The sequence below is a fragment of the Herbaspirillum sp. B65 genome (assembly GCF_000333555.1).
Lineage (GTDB): Bacteria > Pseudomonadota > Gammaproteobacteria > Burkholderiales > Burkholderiaceae_D > Herbaspirillum > Herbaspirillum rubrisubalbicans.
Map to the genome: position 1 here is coordinate 1 of NZ_BADI01001090.1, position 13,809 is coordinate 13,809.

Below are 13,809 nucleotides of genomic sequence, written 5' to 3' on the forward strand. Positions count from 1 at the left end.
AACCCACTGGGGTTTTGGTAGCCCAGTTTTAATGCCACCCGTGGCACGGTTTCGGCCTTGGTCAAACGTTGCAGCGCAAGGATTACATGCAGTTGTCGACGCCAACGCCCGAAGCTCATACCGATTTCCTGCAGCAGGAGACGGCTCATGCTTCGCTCGCTCATACCAATGCGCACCGCCAAATCGCCCTTCGCTGTCTTCTCGGTGGGATCGGCCAGCATCATTTCGGCCAGCCGACGCAGTCGCGGGTCGCGCGGCATGGGAAGATGGAGGTCCTCCACCGGAGCAACAACTAGCTCATCGAGCAATACGGAAATCAAACGTTCTTCCCACCCACCTAGCGAATACGACTCTGGAAAGCCCGCCGCCTTCAGCAAAAGCTCGCGTAATAATGGCGATACAGAAATTGTGCAACAGGTTTTCGGGAGATCCGGTGCGGCGCCTGGCTCAACAAACAGGCAATAGCATTCTGTTAGACCCGCCCCATGCGCCGCATGAGGTAAGTCTCCTGGTATCCATACGGCGCACTGCGGCGGAACGATCCAGACGCCATCTTCTATCTCGCAGTTAAGGATTCCGCGTACCGAGTAAAGCAGTTGCGCCTTACGATGCTTGTGCTTGGCATTTTCCCAGCCCTTTGAAACTGAAGTCGCTCCCAGAGCCACAACGGGTCGAGAAACACTGTCGACGTCTCTAGTTACTGTTAAATCTGATATTGTAATGACCGACATGGTGTGTTGAGCCGGGGATCGAAGAAGGTAAATTGGCCGAGTCTAAAAGCATTATGACCAATTTACTCACTAGCGTCCAAGTGCTTACTTGGCTGGGCTGTTTTGACCAGCCCTCGAAAATTGGATAATTTAGAATTAGAGAGCGGCGCACCACGATGCAAGTTCTTCTTAGTACACACCGCCTTATTCGGACACGCTGCGTGCCAACTGTTGAGTTACTGAGATTGACCCGACACCGCCAATAGGATCAAACTAAGGTTTCATCCAATTTAATTGTGGAAGTGTGTCATGGATATCGACATTCTCGGATTTGACTTGGCTAAAAGTGTGTTCCATTTGCATGGTGCGGATCGCGGTGGTTCCTCAAAGTATGGTGCTAAAGTAATATGATCAGCATCCTCATTGATAAAGCTATCTTTTGGGGGAACAGATAGCCTTGGTGGCGAAGCTACGGTCTTTGTCGACTGGCTGCGTAGCAGCTGCCTTATTCTAGTTTGCAATGAGATCCTTATACTTGGGGATTCTGAATGCCGCTGACCCCACCAACGTACCCAAGCATCCTCTCTGACCGCGCTACCCTCGCACAACTCTGTCAAGCCGCGGAAACGATACACGTCCATTCTCCAGAATGGTACGGGTCCACTGTCACTGAGCGTTATGTAGATATGGAGATGCAGTTTGCTTTCTAATTTATCAATCTTGATAACTGAGCTGTTGGCTGTTGATTACCATAATCGATCTAATCGCCCAATGCGCCACCACACCTACTGTGTTGCGCTAGGAAGGGAGCGGTGGCGGTGCTCCCTCCTGTTTGTTGCCTTGCCTGTGCTCCAGTAGACGTCGTTAGACGATGCCGCTGCTGCTGCGTCCCGCCACCACCGGGCGCTCCTCACGCTTGTGATCGCGATAGGCGCTGGCACGGTACAAAGCCACCGGATCGACGGCACCCCCGCTGCGATAGCGTGCCATGGCCAGGATCGCGCTCACATCGGTACGGAAGGCCTGCTTGAGCGTCTGCGCTGCCATTAGCACATCGTTGTTCCTCTGGTGATGCGACAAAGCTTGCGTATCCACCAGCGCGGCCTGGAGGTAAGCGCGCTGCACTTCCACGGCGCTGGTCATCAGGCTTTCGATAGGATCGGTGACGTTGTGCGACTGGTCCAGCATGTAGGCCGGGCTGAACGCCTGGCCGTCGCGCGTGGCGGCATCGCGCAATTCGTTGAAGACCAGGAATAGCTGGAAGGGATTGATGCTGCCTGAATCCAGGTCGTCGTCCCCATACTTGCTGTCGTTGAAGTGGAAACCGCCCAGCTTGCCGAACTGCGCCAGTCGCGCCACGATCATCTCGATGTTGGTATTGGGCGCATGATGTCCCAGGTCCACCAGGCATTTGGCCTTGGGACCGAGTTCCGTCGCGCAGGCAAAGCTGGTACCCCAGTCAGCGATTGTAGTGGCATAGAAGGCTGGCTCGAACAGCTTGTGCTCAATGTAGACCAGCCAGTCCGACGGTAGCGCGGCATAGATGGCGCGCATGCTCTCCAGATAGCGTTCCAGTGCGCCGCGCAGGTTACTCTGGCCGGGGAAATTGGCGCCGTCGCCGATCCACACCGTCAGGCCCTTCGATCCCAGCGCGTGGCCCAGCTCGATGCAATCGATGTTGTGCGCCACTGCTTGCGCGCGAACCTCGGGATCAAGTGCGGTGAGGCTGCCGAACTTGTAGCTGTGCGGCTGGCCGGCCGCATCCTGGAAGGTGTTGGAATTGACGGCGTCGAAGTGCAGGCCATGCTGGGTCGCGGCTTCACGCAGGGCGTGCGCATCGTTGGTGTGGTCCCATGGGAAGTGCAGCGAAACACCGGGCGTCACGCGGGTCAACTGATGGATGGTGCCGCAATCATCGATCTTGTCGAACACATTGCGTGGCTCGCCCTGGCCGGGGAAGCGCGCGAAGCGGGTGCCGCCGGTACCGACGCCCCAGCTCGGCAGGGCCACTGCGAATGCTTGCGCCTGACGCGTCAGGGCCTCGATGTCGCAGCCGCGCCTGGAAAGGATACCCGCCAGCGCTTCATAATCGGAGTGCAGTTGCTGGTGGGCGCGGGCGTTCTGCTCGGCGATGAATTGCGGATCGATACGATAAGTCATGCTGTCTCCTGCGACTATGCCATCCTTGGGCATCGTCATCGTTGTTGAAGGGAATGCTGAATAGGGTGAGGTGGGTCAGCGTCAGCGCGTGAAGGCTCCCGCATTGCCGGCATCGACATTGAGGATATTGCCGGTGCTCTTGGCCGACTTCTCGCTGGCGAAGAAATAGACGGCTTCGGCGATATCCTCCGGCAGCACGCTGCGCTTGAGCATGCTGCGCTGGCGATAGAATTCCTCGACGTCGTCGGCCTCGATCTTGTTGGAGGCGGCGCGTTCTTCCTTCCACTTGCCGTCCCAGATGCGCGAGCCGCGAATGACTGCATCCGGATTGACCACATTGACGCGGATGCCATGCGGCGCACCTTCCAGCGCGATGCAGCGCGCCAGGTGGATCTCGGCGGCCTTGGCGGTGCAATACGCCGAGGCTCCCGCCGAAGCCACCAGGCCATTCTTGCTTGCAACATAGACGATGCTGCCCCCCAGCCCTTGGCTCAGCATGCTGGAGAAGGCGGCACGGCTGACCAGGAAATAGCCGGTGGCCAGCACCGAGAGATTGCGTTGCCACACTTCCAGGCTTGTGTCCTGCAGGGGCGAGGCCGAGGCGATGCCGGCATTGGAGACCAGCAGGTCGATGCCGCCGAAGCGCAGCGCCACGCTGTTGAGGATGGTAGCTACATCCGCTTCGCTGGTGATGTCGGCGCGCACCACGCCGATGGCATCCGGCCCCCCGTGCTTGAGCAGGGCCTGTTGCGCACTGTCGAGCGCGGACTGATCAATATCGGTCAGCATCACGCAGGCCCCCTCAGCGAGCAACTGGCGCGCTACTGCCTGCCCAATGCCCCCGCCGCCGCCGGTAACCAGGGCGATGCGTCCGGCCAGGCTCTTGGGCTTGGGCATGCGCTGCAGCTTGGCTTCTTCCAGCAACCAGTATTCGATATCGAAGGCTTCCTGCTCCGGCAGGCCGACGTAGCTGTCCACGCCGTTGGCACCGCGCATGACGTTGACCGCATTGATGTAGAACTCGCCGGCAATACGTGCAGTGGCCTTGTCCTTGGCGAAGGACAGCATCCCTACTCCGGGGATGAGATAGATCACCGGATTGGGGTCGCGCATGGCCGGGCTGTTGGGACGGGCGCAGCGCTGATAGTAGGCGGCGTAGTCCTGGCGATAGGCTTCGAGCGCCGCGTCGAGGCCGGCTTCCAGCGCGTCCAGGTCGGGCTGTTCGGGCGAGAAGTCCAGCACCAGCGGACGGATCTTGGTGCGCAGGAAGTGATCGGGACAGGAGGTACCCAAGGCGGCCAGCGGGCCCAGGTCCTGGCTGCAGACGAATTCGAGCACGGCATCGCTGTCATCGAAGTGGCCCAGCTTGTATTCACTCTTGCTGATCTTCCGCGCAGCAAGGGCATGATGCGTGCCGCCAGGGCGGCACGTTCGCCCGCTGCAAAGGACTGGAAGCGCGCACCACCGAAGGCCGGGGTACGGCTGTTTGTGGCCAGCCAGGCATCTGCGCGGCGGATCACGTTGAGGGTGTTCTCATAGCACTCGCGCGCGCTGTCGCCCCAGGTGAAAAGGCCGTGGCCTTCGAGCACGATGCCCTTGAGCTTCGGCTGGGCACGCACCAGTTGTTCTAGCTTCAGGCCCAGGTCGTAGCCGGGACGCTGCCACGGCAGCCAACCCAGTTCACCCTCGAAGATGCGGGCCGTGAGGTCGCGGCTGTTTTTGCAGGCGGCAATGGCGATGACCGCATCCGGGTGCATGTGGTCCACATGGCGGCGCGGGATGTAGGCGTGCAGCGGGGTGTCGATGCTGGCGGCGCGGGCATTGAGGTTGAAGGTGCAATGGGGCAGGTAGCCGACCATCTCGTCTTCATGCTCCAGGCCACGGTAGCGGCCGCGCAGGGCTTCCAGTTTTTCCATGTAGAGGGTGGCGAAGCCATCCAGCTTGATGCTGCCCAGGTCGCCACCCGAGCCCTTGACCCACAGCACCTCGACCGTCTCCCCGGTCAGCGGATCGGGCATGGCGATCTTGGCCGAGGTATTGCCGCCGCCAAAATTGGTGATCTCCTTGTCCGCGCCCAGCAGGTTGGAGCGGTACAGCAGCAGATGCGGCTCGTCCAGAGTCGCGGCGTAGGCATCATCCCAAGCCGAGGCGATGCGTGATTGGCCCGCCTTGGCGTGGGCGAGTCCGGTCGGTGAAGCGATAGTCATGAAGTCTCCAGTTGTGGTTATGTCTGCGCACAATGGCGCGAAAATCCTGCTCAAACAGCATGGAGACTAGTAAAAAGCAGCAAGCAATCAGAGTCAATCGATCTGCGATCAACTTTATGATTGTTTGCAAATCACTCATCAAGTTGATTGATTGATTGTTGACTTGTTTTTTGGCGATCGCTTAGTCTTGCTGCATAACGAAAAACGCCGGACAAGGCTTGGCCGAGACCAAAGCCGCCGGCCATCATCATGGAGACAGAGATGATCAATCACAATCGCCGCAAGCGCCTGCTGTCGCTCCTGGGCGAGCATACGGCGCTCACCGTCGAGCAGCTGTGCCAGTTGCTCAATGCTTCGGCGGCAACGGTACGGCGCGATATCGCCTGGCTGGCCGAGCGCGACATGCTTGCTCGGACCCGTGGCGGTGCCGAGCGCCTGGCGCAGAAGCGCAGCGCCTTTGCGCTCTCGGGCGAGACCTTCCAGGCCAGCCTGGCGCGACAGCCTGGTCAGAAGCGTGCCATCGCCCGCCATGCGGCCGAGATGTGCGATAACGGCGAGACCATCATCATCAATGGCGGCACCACCACTTTCCTGATGGCCGAGTTCCTGGCACAGAAGCGCCTCAAGATCCTGACCAATTCCTTCCTGATGGCCGAGCGCCTGCTCACCACCAGCGAGAACCAGATCATCGTTCCTGGCGGGCAGATCTATCGCGAGCAGAACGTCATCCTCAGTCCCTTCGAGAACGACATTACCCAGCATCACTATGCCAGCAAGATGTTCATGGGTATCTACGGAGTTTCGATGCTAGGCCTGATGGAAGCCGATCCCTTGCTGATCCAGGCCGAAAAGCGGCTGCTGGGGCAGGCCGAACAACTGGTGGTGCTGGCCGACAGCAGCAAGTTCTCACGCAAGGCCGGTCTGATCCTGTGTGGCCTGAACCGGGTCAATTGCCTGGTGACCGATACCGGTATTTCGGACGCCGCTGCACAGATGATGGAGCAGGCCGGGGTGAAGGTCGTCGCGGTGCCCCCCGAGCACGAACGGCTGGCCCTGGTGGGTTGACTGGTATGGCGCGTAATACACGCGTGGCAGGGCGAAATATAACAACGACGTACGTTTGATTGCAACACGGCACCTGCGTAGACAGGGCTGCACCTTACTCATTCAACAAGGAGACAACACATGACCCGCAACACGTTCAATGCGGCCGCACGGCCTTTACGCGCAGCGCTGCTGGCCCTGGCCGCCGGTGCCATCGGCCTGGTCGCCGCCGGTCCCGTCCACGCTGCCGACAAGGTACGCATCGCCATGGTGGTCAAGAGCCTTGGTAACGGCTTCTTCGACGCCGCCCATGAAGGTGCCAAGGAGGCTGCGCGCGAGCTCGGTGATGTGGAAGTCATCTATACCGGACCGACCACACCCACGGCGGAAGGCCAGATCGAGATCGTCAATTCCCTGATCAGCCAGAAGGTTGATGCCATCGTTATCTCGGCCAACGATGCCAATGCCCTTGTACCGATCACCAAGCGTGCCCTCCAGCGCGGCGTCAAGGTGCTGTCTTTCGACAGCGGCATTGCCAAGGGCGGCCGCCTGATGCAACTCAATCCGTCCAACGCCGAGTTGATTGGCCTGAAGCAGATCCAGATGGCTTCCGACGCCATAGGTGGTACGGGCGACATCGCCATCCTCTCGGCCACTGCGCAGGCCACCAACCAGAACATCTGGATTGGTGAAATGAAGAAGGCGTTGACCCGTCCCGAGTTCGCGCGCATGAAGCTGGTGGCGACCGTCTATGGTGACGACCAGTCCGACAAGAGCTATCGTGAAGCCATTGGCCTGTTGCGCAGCAATCCAGGTCTCAAGGCCATCATCGCGCCCACTACCGTGGGCATCAATGCGGCCGGCAAGGCAGTGGTCGATGAGAAATTGGTCGGCAAGGTCTATGTGACCGGTCTGGGCCTGCCCTCGGAGATGGCGGGTCACGTCAAGAGCGGTGCGGTCAAGAGTTTTGCCATCTGGAATCCGATCGACCTCGGTTATGCCGCGACCTATGCCGCCTACCAGTTCGTCAAGGGCAAGGCCCAGGGCAAGGATGGCGAGAGCATCGCCGTAGGCCGCATGGGCAGCATCAAGCTCGATGCTGCAGGCGAGGCTGCGCTTGCACCGCCCTTTACTTACGATGCCAGCAACGTGGACAAATTCGCCAAAATCTTCTGACGATTTGATGCCAGCGGGAGCGCCCGCCGCTCCTTTCCTCTCCTGCTCACGCTCATGGTCTGCTTATGTCCAGTCACGTAATATCCCTCCCCGGGACAGCAATGCATTCCCCCCAGGCTCCGGCGCGCAGCGCCATGCGTGCCGCCGCCGATGAAAGCACCGCGCCGGTGCTGACCCTCTCCGGCATCGGAAAGCGCTTCCAGGGCGTGGTGGCGCTGCACGATGTCGGCTTCACGGTGCGCCCCGGCGAAGTCATGGCCCTACTGGGCGAAAATGGTGCCGGCAAGTCCACGCTGGTCAAGATCCTTACCGGCATCCATCAGCCCGATGAAGGCAGCATTGCGCTGGCGGGGCGCGAGGTGCGCTTTGCCAGTGCACAGGATGCGGTGCGCGGCGGCATCACCGCCGTGCACCAGGAAACGGTCATGTTCGAGGAACTGAGCGTGGCCGAGAACATCTGGGTCGGCCGCCAGCCTTTGTGCGGCACGCCCCGTCGCATCGACTGGCGGCGCATGGAGGAGGAGTCGCGCGCCCTGTTTGCCCGTCTCGAAGTGGACCTGCCCGTGCGCGCAAAGGTCAAGGACCTGAGCGTGGCCCAGCGCCACTTCGTCGAGATCGCACGCGCCCTGTCGCAACAGGCGCAGGTGGTGATCATGGATGAACCGACGGCCGCGCTGTCGCACCACGAGATCAGTGAACTCTATCGGATCATCGGCCAGTTGCGCCGCGCCGGTACGGCGGTCATCTTCATCTCCCACAAATTCGACGAGATCTATGCCGTCGCCGACCGTTACACCGTACTGCGCGACGGCCGCTTCGTCGCCAGTGGCGAACTGGCCGATATCACCGAGCAGCAACTGGTGGCGTTGATGGTGGGGCGCGAGGTCGGCCAGGTGTTCAGTCGGGTGGCCAATCAGACATCCAGCGAGCTGGCACCGGTACTGGAGGTCAATCATCTCTCGCACCCCAGCGAATTCGATGGCGTTAGCTTCTCGGTTCGCCCTGGTGAGATCGTGGGCTTTTATGGACTGGTCGGTGCTGGCCGCTCGGAGGTCATGCATGCGCTGTTCGGTCTCTCTCCCGAGGCGCGGGGCATGGTCCGCATTGATGGCCGGGAGGTCAGGCTGACTTCGCCGGCCCAGGCCATCGCTCATGGACTGGCCTACGTGCCTGAAGATCGCCAGCGGCAGGGTGCTTTGCTGTCCCTGCCGATCTTCCAGAACATCACCTTGCCGGTGCTGCCGGGCATAGGCTTCTTCCTGCGCCGCCATCGCCGCCGCGAGATCGGGATCGCACGCCATCTTTGCGAGCAGCTCGAACTCAAGGCCAGCCACTTCTACCAGCAAGTGGCCCAGCTCTCGGGCGGCAACCAGCAGAAGGTGGTGCTGGCCAAATGGTTGGCCACCCAGCCACGCGTACTGATCCTGGATGAGCCGACCAAGGGCATCGATATCGGCTCCAAGGCCGCCGTGCATCGTTTCATCGGCGAACTGGTGGCACAAGGACTGGCGGTGATCCTGGTGTCGTCCGAACTGCCGGAAGTGATGGGCATGTCGGACCGCATCGTGGTCATGCATCAGGGCCGTGTGCAACAGGTCTTCACACGCGAACAAGCCAGTGCCGAAGCGCTGGCTGCCGCTGCCTCGGGTGGCCTGTACGCCGATGCTGCCACCACAACTTCTGCAGGAGATCCCACATGGCATTGAATTTCCTGATTTCCCGGCGCGCACCTGCCGCCGCCGGAGGCGAGGCGGGTGAGGCGTTTTGGCAACGCCGCGAGCCGCTGCTGGCGCTGCTGACGGTGGTACTGATCCTGCTGGTGGGCTTGCGCGCACCGGTATTTCTGAGTACGCAGAGCATGGATAACCTGCTCACCGACAGCGCCATCACCATCATGCTGGCGCTGACGCAGATGCTGGTGATCCTCACGCGCGGCATTGATCTCTCGGTCGCCTCCAACCTGGCGCTGTCAGGCATGATGTCGGCGCTGCTGGCGATGCATTTCCCGCAGTTGCCGGTGGGTGTTTTCATCGTCCTGGCGGTATTGATCGGATTGCTGCTGGGGCTGCTCAATGGCTGGCTGATCGGCTATCTGGAATTGCCGCCCATCGTGGTGACGCTGGGCAGCATGAGTGTCTTTCGAGGAATGGTATTCGTGCTCTCCGGTGGCGCATGGATCTCCTCGCGCAACATGCCGGGCGACTTCATCGCCTTCCCCCTGGCGCGGCTGGGAGGACTTACTCACCTGGTCTGGCTGGGTGCGCTGGCGATAGTGGCGATCTGGTTCCTGGCCCGCCACACGCGTTTCGGCCGCGACCTCTATGCCATCGGCAATGATCCTGCCGCAGCTGCCTACGTTGGCATCGCGAGTCCCGCGCGCCTGCTCTGGACCTACGGTCTCTCGGGTGCGATGGCTGGCCTGGCGGGATATCTGTGGGTGGCGCGCTATGCCGTGGCCTATACCGAGATCGCCTATGGCTTTGAGTTGACCGTGATTGCCGCCTGCGTGATCGGCGGCATCAGCATCGCCGGCGGCGTCGGGCAGGTCAGCGGCGCGGTGCTGGGGGCGTTGTTCCTGTCGGTCATCAACAATGCCCTGCCGATCATGCGCATCTCGCCCTTCTGGCAGAGCGCCCTGACCGGCATGGTCATCCTCTGCGCCGTCGTCCTCAACGCCCGCGGCAAGCAGGGCGGTCGCAAACAGATCCTGCCACTGCACGGGCAGAAATCCCTCACCACCGGGAGTACAGCATGAGCAGCATGAGTGAACCGGCCTGCGCGCCACGGTCCCGTTATCGCATCGACGAAAAAGCCCGCTTCCATCCACGCGACCTGCTGCGCCATTGGGAGGCCTTGCTGGCTGTCCTGCTGGTGTTGGTCTGCATGGTCAACGGACTGCTGCTGCCGCATTTCTTTGATCCCTACAACCTCGCTGACAGTACCTTCAACTTCAGTGAGAAGGCCATGATCGCCTTGCCGATGGCCTTGCTGATCATCTGCCGCGAGATCGACATTTCGGTCTCGGCCATCATCGCGCTGGCCTCGGTGGCCATGGGCCTGGCCAATCAGGCCGGCGTGCCGCCGCTTGGCTTGCTGCTGATAGCCATCGCTACCGGCACGGCTTGCGGCTTGCTCAATGGCACGCTGGTCACGCGCCTGTGCCTGCCCTCCATTGTGGTGACCATCGGCTCGATGTCGCTTTTTCGCGGGCTGGCCAGCGTTGTGCTGGGCGACCAGGCCTTTACTCAATATCCGGCAGAGCTGGGTGATTGGGGACAGGGCTACTTCTTCGACGTCCTGCCGCGTCCCTTCGTGGTCTGGCTGCTGGCCGCCGCCATGTTCGCCGTGCTGTTGCATGTGACCCGCTGGGGCCGGCAGCTCTACGCCATCGGCAACAATCCGGTCGCCGCGCGTTTCTCGGGCGTCGCAGTGGATCGCTACCGGCTGGCGCTGTTCGTACTGACCGGTGCAATGGCAGGTCTGGCGGCCTTCTTCCTGACCGGCCGCATCGGCAGCACCCGGCCCAATATCGCCATGGGCTGGGAGCTGGAGATCATCACGGTGGTCATCCTGGGCGGTGTCAGCATCGCCGGGGGCACCGGCACCATCGGTGGCGTAATGCTATCGGTGCTGGTCATGGGCATGCTGACCTATGGGCTGGCGCTGGCCAACATCCCCGGCATCATCATGACCATCGTGGTCGGTGCACTGCTGCTGGCCACCATTGCGATACCGCGCCTGCTGCGCGGCAAGCGGACAGCGGGGCGCTGATGGAACAGATCGCCTTCACCATGCAATTGCGCGCTGGCTGCGCCGAACAGTACCGGGCACGACATGACGCGTTGTGGCCGGAGCTCGCTGCCCTGCTGCGCCAGGCCGGCATTCGCGACTACAGCATCTTCCTCGATCCCGACAGCGGCAAGCTGTTCGCGGTATTGCGGAGAACGTCTGACCACGGCATGGATCAGCTCCAGCTGAATCCACTGATGCAGCGCTGGTGGACCTCAATGGCAGACCTGATGGAAACCACACGCAACTACCAGCCCGTGACACAAACTCTGATACCGATGTTCCACCTGCCATGAATCCTGTTGTCGGGAGATCCGGAGACCCCTCTCCAATGCACGCTGACGCCATTGCCGTGTTTGACATCGGCAAGACCAACATCAAGCTCACCCTGGTCGATGCCCAAGGGAAGGAGCTGGTCGTGCGCCGCCGCGCCAACCAGCCGCGCGACGATGGGCAGTATCCGCATCATGATGTGGCGGCCATCGAGACCTGGTTGCTCGACAACCTGGCGGAACTGGCGCACCGCTGGCGTATCCGGGCCATCGTCCCGGTCACGCATGGGGCGACGGCGGCGTTGGTGGATGAGGCCGGCATCGTGCTGCCGGTGGCGGATTACGAATTCGATTTTGAATTGGGCGCCGAGCATCCTCCTTATGAGACTCTGCGCCCTCCGTTTGCGCAGAGTGCCTCGCCGTTGCTGGGAGCGGGACTGAATCTGGGGCGGCAGCTGTATTGGCAGTCCCGTCAATTTCCGCAAGCCTTCGCACGCGCCCGATACCTGCTGATGTATCCGCAGTACTGGTCATGGCGCTTGTCGGGCGTGGCAGCGGCAGAGCTGAGTTCGCTGGGCTGCCATACCGATCTGTGGCAGCCAGAGCAGCATTGCTATTCCTCGCTGCCGGCGCAATGCAACTGGATGCCGCTCATGCCGCCGCTGCGTCGTGCATGGGAGCGGCTTGGTCCGGTGCGTCCGGAGCTGGCGCGGCGCACCGGCTTGCCAGCGGACTGCGCGGTCTTGTGCGGAGTGCATGACAGCAATGCTTCCTTGCTGCGCTACCTGCGCGGTGACGACGACGGGCCGCGCATCGTTCTCTCCAGTGGTACCTGGCTGATCGCAGCTGCTCTCGATGGCCGCGTCAGCAGCTTGCGGGAAGAGGGCGACATGCTGGCCAACGTCAATGTGCTGGGCGCGCCGGTGGCCTGCATGCGTTTCATGGGCGGGCGCGAATTTGCGCACTTGGCCGGCGATGATGTCGCCTGCAACCAGGAACAGTTGCAGGCGCTCATCGATGCGCAGGTCTTTGCCTTGCCGTGTTTCTCGGAATACGGCGGACCGTTTGCCGGCATCGCCGGCAATATCATCGGTTCGCTGCCGGACCAGCCAGGCAGCCGCTATGCGCTGGCCACGCTTTACTGCGCACTGATGACCGACTACTGTCTGAGCGCGCTAGATGTGCCGGGCGATATCGTGGTCGAAGGTAGCTTCACAGCCAACCCTCACTTCGCTGCGCTACTGGCGACGTTGGCCTCGCGCGGGGTATACCGGTCCAATGATGCCAGCGGTACCACCCTGGGAGGGTGGCTGCTTGAGCAATGGGAGCAGCCTCGGCCAGCCCCGAAACTACCGGGATTGTTGCCGGTGGCGCCGTTTAGGATGCAGGGGCTGGGAGCATATCGGGAGAAGTGGCTGCGCAGGATCCATGAAGCGCAACAGGTCGCGGCTTAGCAGAAATGTCAATGGGCTGCGGCCGGGTGAGAACCGAGCATCAGCCATTTCAGTACTGCCTACATCGTCTCCCAGCATGGGCTGATGCATCGAAGGCGTGCTGGGACGACGGATGATGAACAGCAATAGCGGCCTGACGGCAACAAGTCCAATCCGCCTTCAGTTACCTAAACGCTCCAGCCGCATGGCCAGCGCGAAACGATCAGAGGGATGAACCGACACAGAGAACTCGAACATTTGCCCCGCAGCATCCAAGTAACGGCGAACGATCTCCAGGCCCACGCTGCCAGGGACAACCTGCAATGGAGCGGCCAGTTTTTCATCAATCAGAATGCCTCGGGCAACCTGGTGAATTTCGTCCACGCGACGTCCGTAATGGCGCTCAATGAGCGTGCTGATCAGAGAGTCGGACTCATCCCGTACCAGGGCGCCGACCCCAAGGTATTGGGTATCGACATACACATCCGTCCACCCCACAGGCTTGCCAGTGCTGCTGTCGGAACGAATGCTGGACACGCATAGCCAGGCGCTGCCTTTGCCGCAGCCCACATTGTCGGCCAACTTGTCCGCGACGATGACCGTTTCGATGTGCTGTACCTGGCGCACCGTCGCCGTGCCGAACTGGATCAGATCCTCCAGCGAACCAAGCGAGGCACGAAATTCTTCCTTCGGTACTGCCGACTCGACCCGCGTGCCGGCGTTCTTCTTGCGAGAGACCAGTCCCAGTCGCTGCAGTTCGTGCAAGGCGGCGCGGATGGTATGCCGGCTGGTCTGATAGAGCGCACTGAGCTCAAGTTCTCCCGGTAATACGCTGCCTACCGGGTGTTCTCCGGATGCAATCTTCTCTTTCAGTTCTCTGGCAATTTCCGCGAAATGCGGCTTGTGGACGGTCTTTTTCATGGTCTGGGCAATGTGTACAGATATTGTACGCGCAAATAAGACTTGCCTTACATGTCCGGACATATTAGATTTAATATGTTCGTACATATTAAATGGG

Annotated in this window: 11 protein-coding genes and 1 pseudogene; 7 read left to right on the plus strand and 5 right to left on the minus strand. The window is 61.0% G+C overall.

The window, feature by feature from the left end; genetic code table 11:
• The 4 genes and pseudogenes from I5W_RS25825 to I5W_RS32260 form a co-directional block, all read right to left on the minus strand.
• On the minus strand, positions 1-731 hold a 731-nt coding region (locus tag I5W_RS25825; protein WP_044531410.1), incomplete at its 3' end, for an AraC family transcriptional regulator.
• Positions 732-1,574: 843 nt separating this feature from the next.
• A complete protein-coding gene (rhaI, locus tag I5W_RS25830) occupies positions 1,575-2,870 on the minus strand; it encodes an L-rhamnose catabolism isomerase (protein ID WP_044531403.1) in 1,296 nt (431 codons plus the stop codon).
• Between the two features lie 81 nt (positions 2,871-2,951).
• A pseudogene (locus tag I5W_RS25835) lies at positions 2,952-5,077 on the minus strand (bifunctional rhamnulose-1-phosphate aldolase/short-chain dehydrogenase).
• 131 nt (positions 5,078-5,208) lie between these two features.
• Entirely contained in the window at positions 5,209-5,346 is a 138-nt protein-coding gene (locus I5W_RS32260; RefSeq protein WP_159106153.1) for a hypothetical protein, read from the minus strand.
• Between I5W_RS32260 and I5W_RS25840 the strand changes: the two genes are divergently transcribed.
• The 7 genes from I5W_RS25840 (at position 5,339) to I5W_RS25870 (ending at position 12,812) form a co-directional block, all read left to right on the plus strand.
• Entirely contained in the window at positions 5,339-6,142 is an 804-nt protein-coding gene (locus tag I5W_RS25840) for a DeoR/GlpR family DNA-binding transcription regulator (protein ID WP_044531404.1), read from the plus strand. The genes I5W_RS32260 and I5W_RS25840 overlap by 8 nt on opposite strands.
• A gap of 120 nt (positions 6,143-6,262) precedes the next feature.
• Positions 6,263-7,297, plus strand: coding sequence for a rhamnose ABC transporter substrate-binding protein (rhaS, locus tag I5W_RS25845; protein WP_085946792.1), 1,035 nt, complete (start codon positions 6,263-6,265; stop codon positions 7,295-7,297).
• Positions 7,298-7,398: 101 nt separating this feature from the next.
• Positions 7,399-9,003, plus strand: a complete 1,605-nt coding sequence (locus I5W_RS25850; RefSeq protein WP_044531405.1) for a sugar ABC transporter ATP-binding protein — start codon at positions 7,399-7,401, stop codon at positions 9,001-9,003.
• A complete protein-coding gene (locus I5W_RS25855; protein ID WP_044531406.1) occupies positions 8,994-10,052 on the plus strand; it encodes an ABC transporter permease in 1,059 nt (352 codons plus the stop codon). The genes I5W_RS25850 and I5W_RS25855 overlap by 10 nt, the downstream gene beginning before the upstream one ends.
• Entirely contained in the window at positions 10,049-11,068 is a 1,020-nt protein-coding gene (locus I5W_RS25860) for an ABC transporter permease (RefSeq protein WP_044531407.1), read from the plus strand. The genes I5W_RS25855 and I5W_RS25860 overlap by 4 nt, the downstream gene beginning before the upstream one ends.
• Positions 11,068-11,382, plus strand: a complete 315-nt coding sequence (locus tag I5W_RS25865; RefSeq protein WP_044531408.1) for an L-rhamnose mutarotase — start codon at positions 11,068-11,070, stop codon at positions 11,380-11,382. Before I5W_RS25860 ends, I5W_RS25865 begins: the two co-directional genes overlap by 1 nt.
• A 35-nt stretch (positions 11,383-11,417) precedes the next feature.
• Positions 11,418-12,812, plus strand: coding sequence for an FGGY-family carbohydrate kinase (locus I5W_RS25870; RefSeq protein ID WP_044531409.1), 1,395 nt, complete (start codon positions 11,418-11,420; stop codon positions 12,810-12,812).
• A gap of 159 nt (positions 12,813-12,971) precedes the next feature.
• Here I5W_RS25870 and I5W_RS25875 read toward each other — a convergent pair.
• Positions 12,972-13,809, minus strand: an 838-nt coding sequence (locus I5W_RS25875; protein WP_306302683.1) for a GntR family transcriptional regulator, incomplete at its 5' end; no start/stop codon positions are given.

Coding starts and splice junctions, on each gene's coding strand:
- rhaI (WP_044531403.1), bottom strand. CDS start 2,870: ATGACTTATCGTATCGATCCGCAATTCATCGCCGAGCAGAACGCCCGC.
- I5W_RS25840 (WP_044531404.1), top strand. CDS start 5,339: ATGATCAATCACAATCGCCGCAAGCGCCTGCTGTCGCTCCTGGGCGAG.
- rhaS (WP_085946792.1), top strand. CDS start 6,263: ATGACCCGCAACACGTTCAATGCGGCCGCACGGCCTTTACGCGCAGCG.
- I5W_RS25850 (WP_044531405.1), top strand. CDS start 7,399: ATGCATTCCCCCCAGGCTCCGGCGCGCAGCGCCATGCGTGCCGCCGCC.
- I5W_RS25855 (WP_044531406.1), top strand. CDS start 8,994: ATGGCATTGAATTTCCTGATTTCCCGGCGCGCACCTGCCGCCGCCGGA.
- I5W_RS25860 (WP_044531407.1), top strand. CDS start 10,049: ATGAGCAGCATGAGTGAACCGGCCTGCGCGCCACGGTCCCGTTATCGC.
- I5W_RS25865 (WP_044531408.1), top strand. CDS start 11,068: ATGGAACAGATCGCCTTCACCATGCAATTGCGCGCTGGCTGCGCCGAA.
- I5W_RS25870 (WP_044531409.1), top strand. CDS start 11,418: ATGCACGCTGACGCCATTGCCGTGTTTGACATCGGCAAGACCAACATC.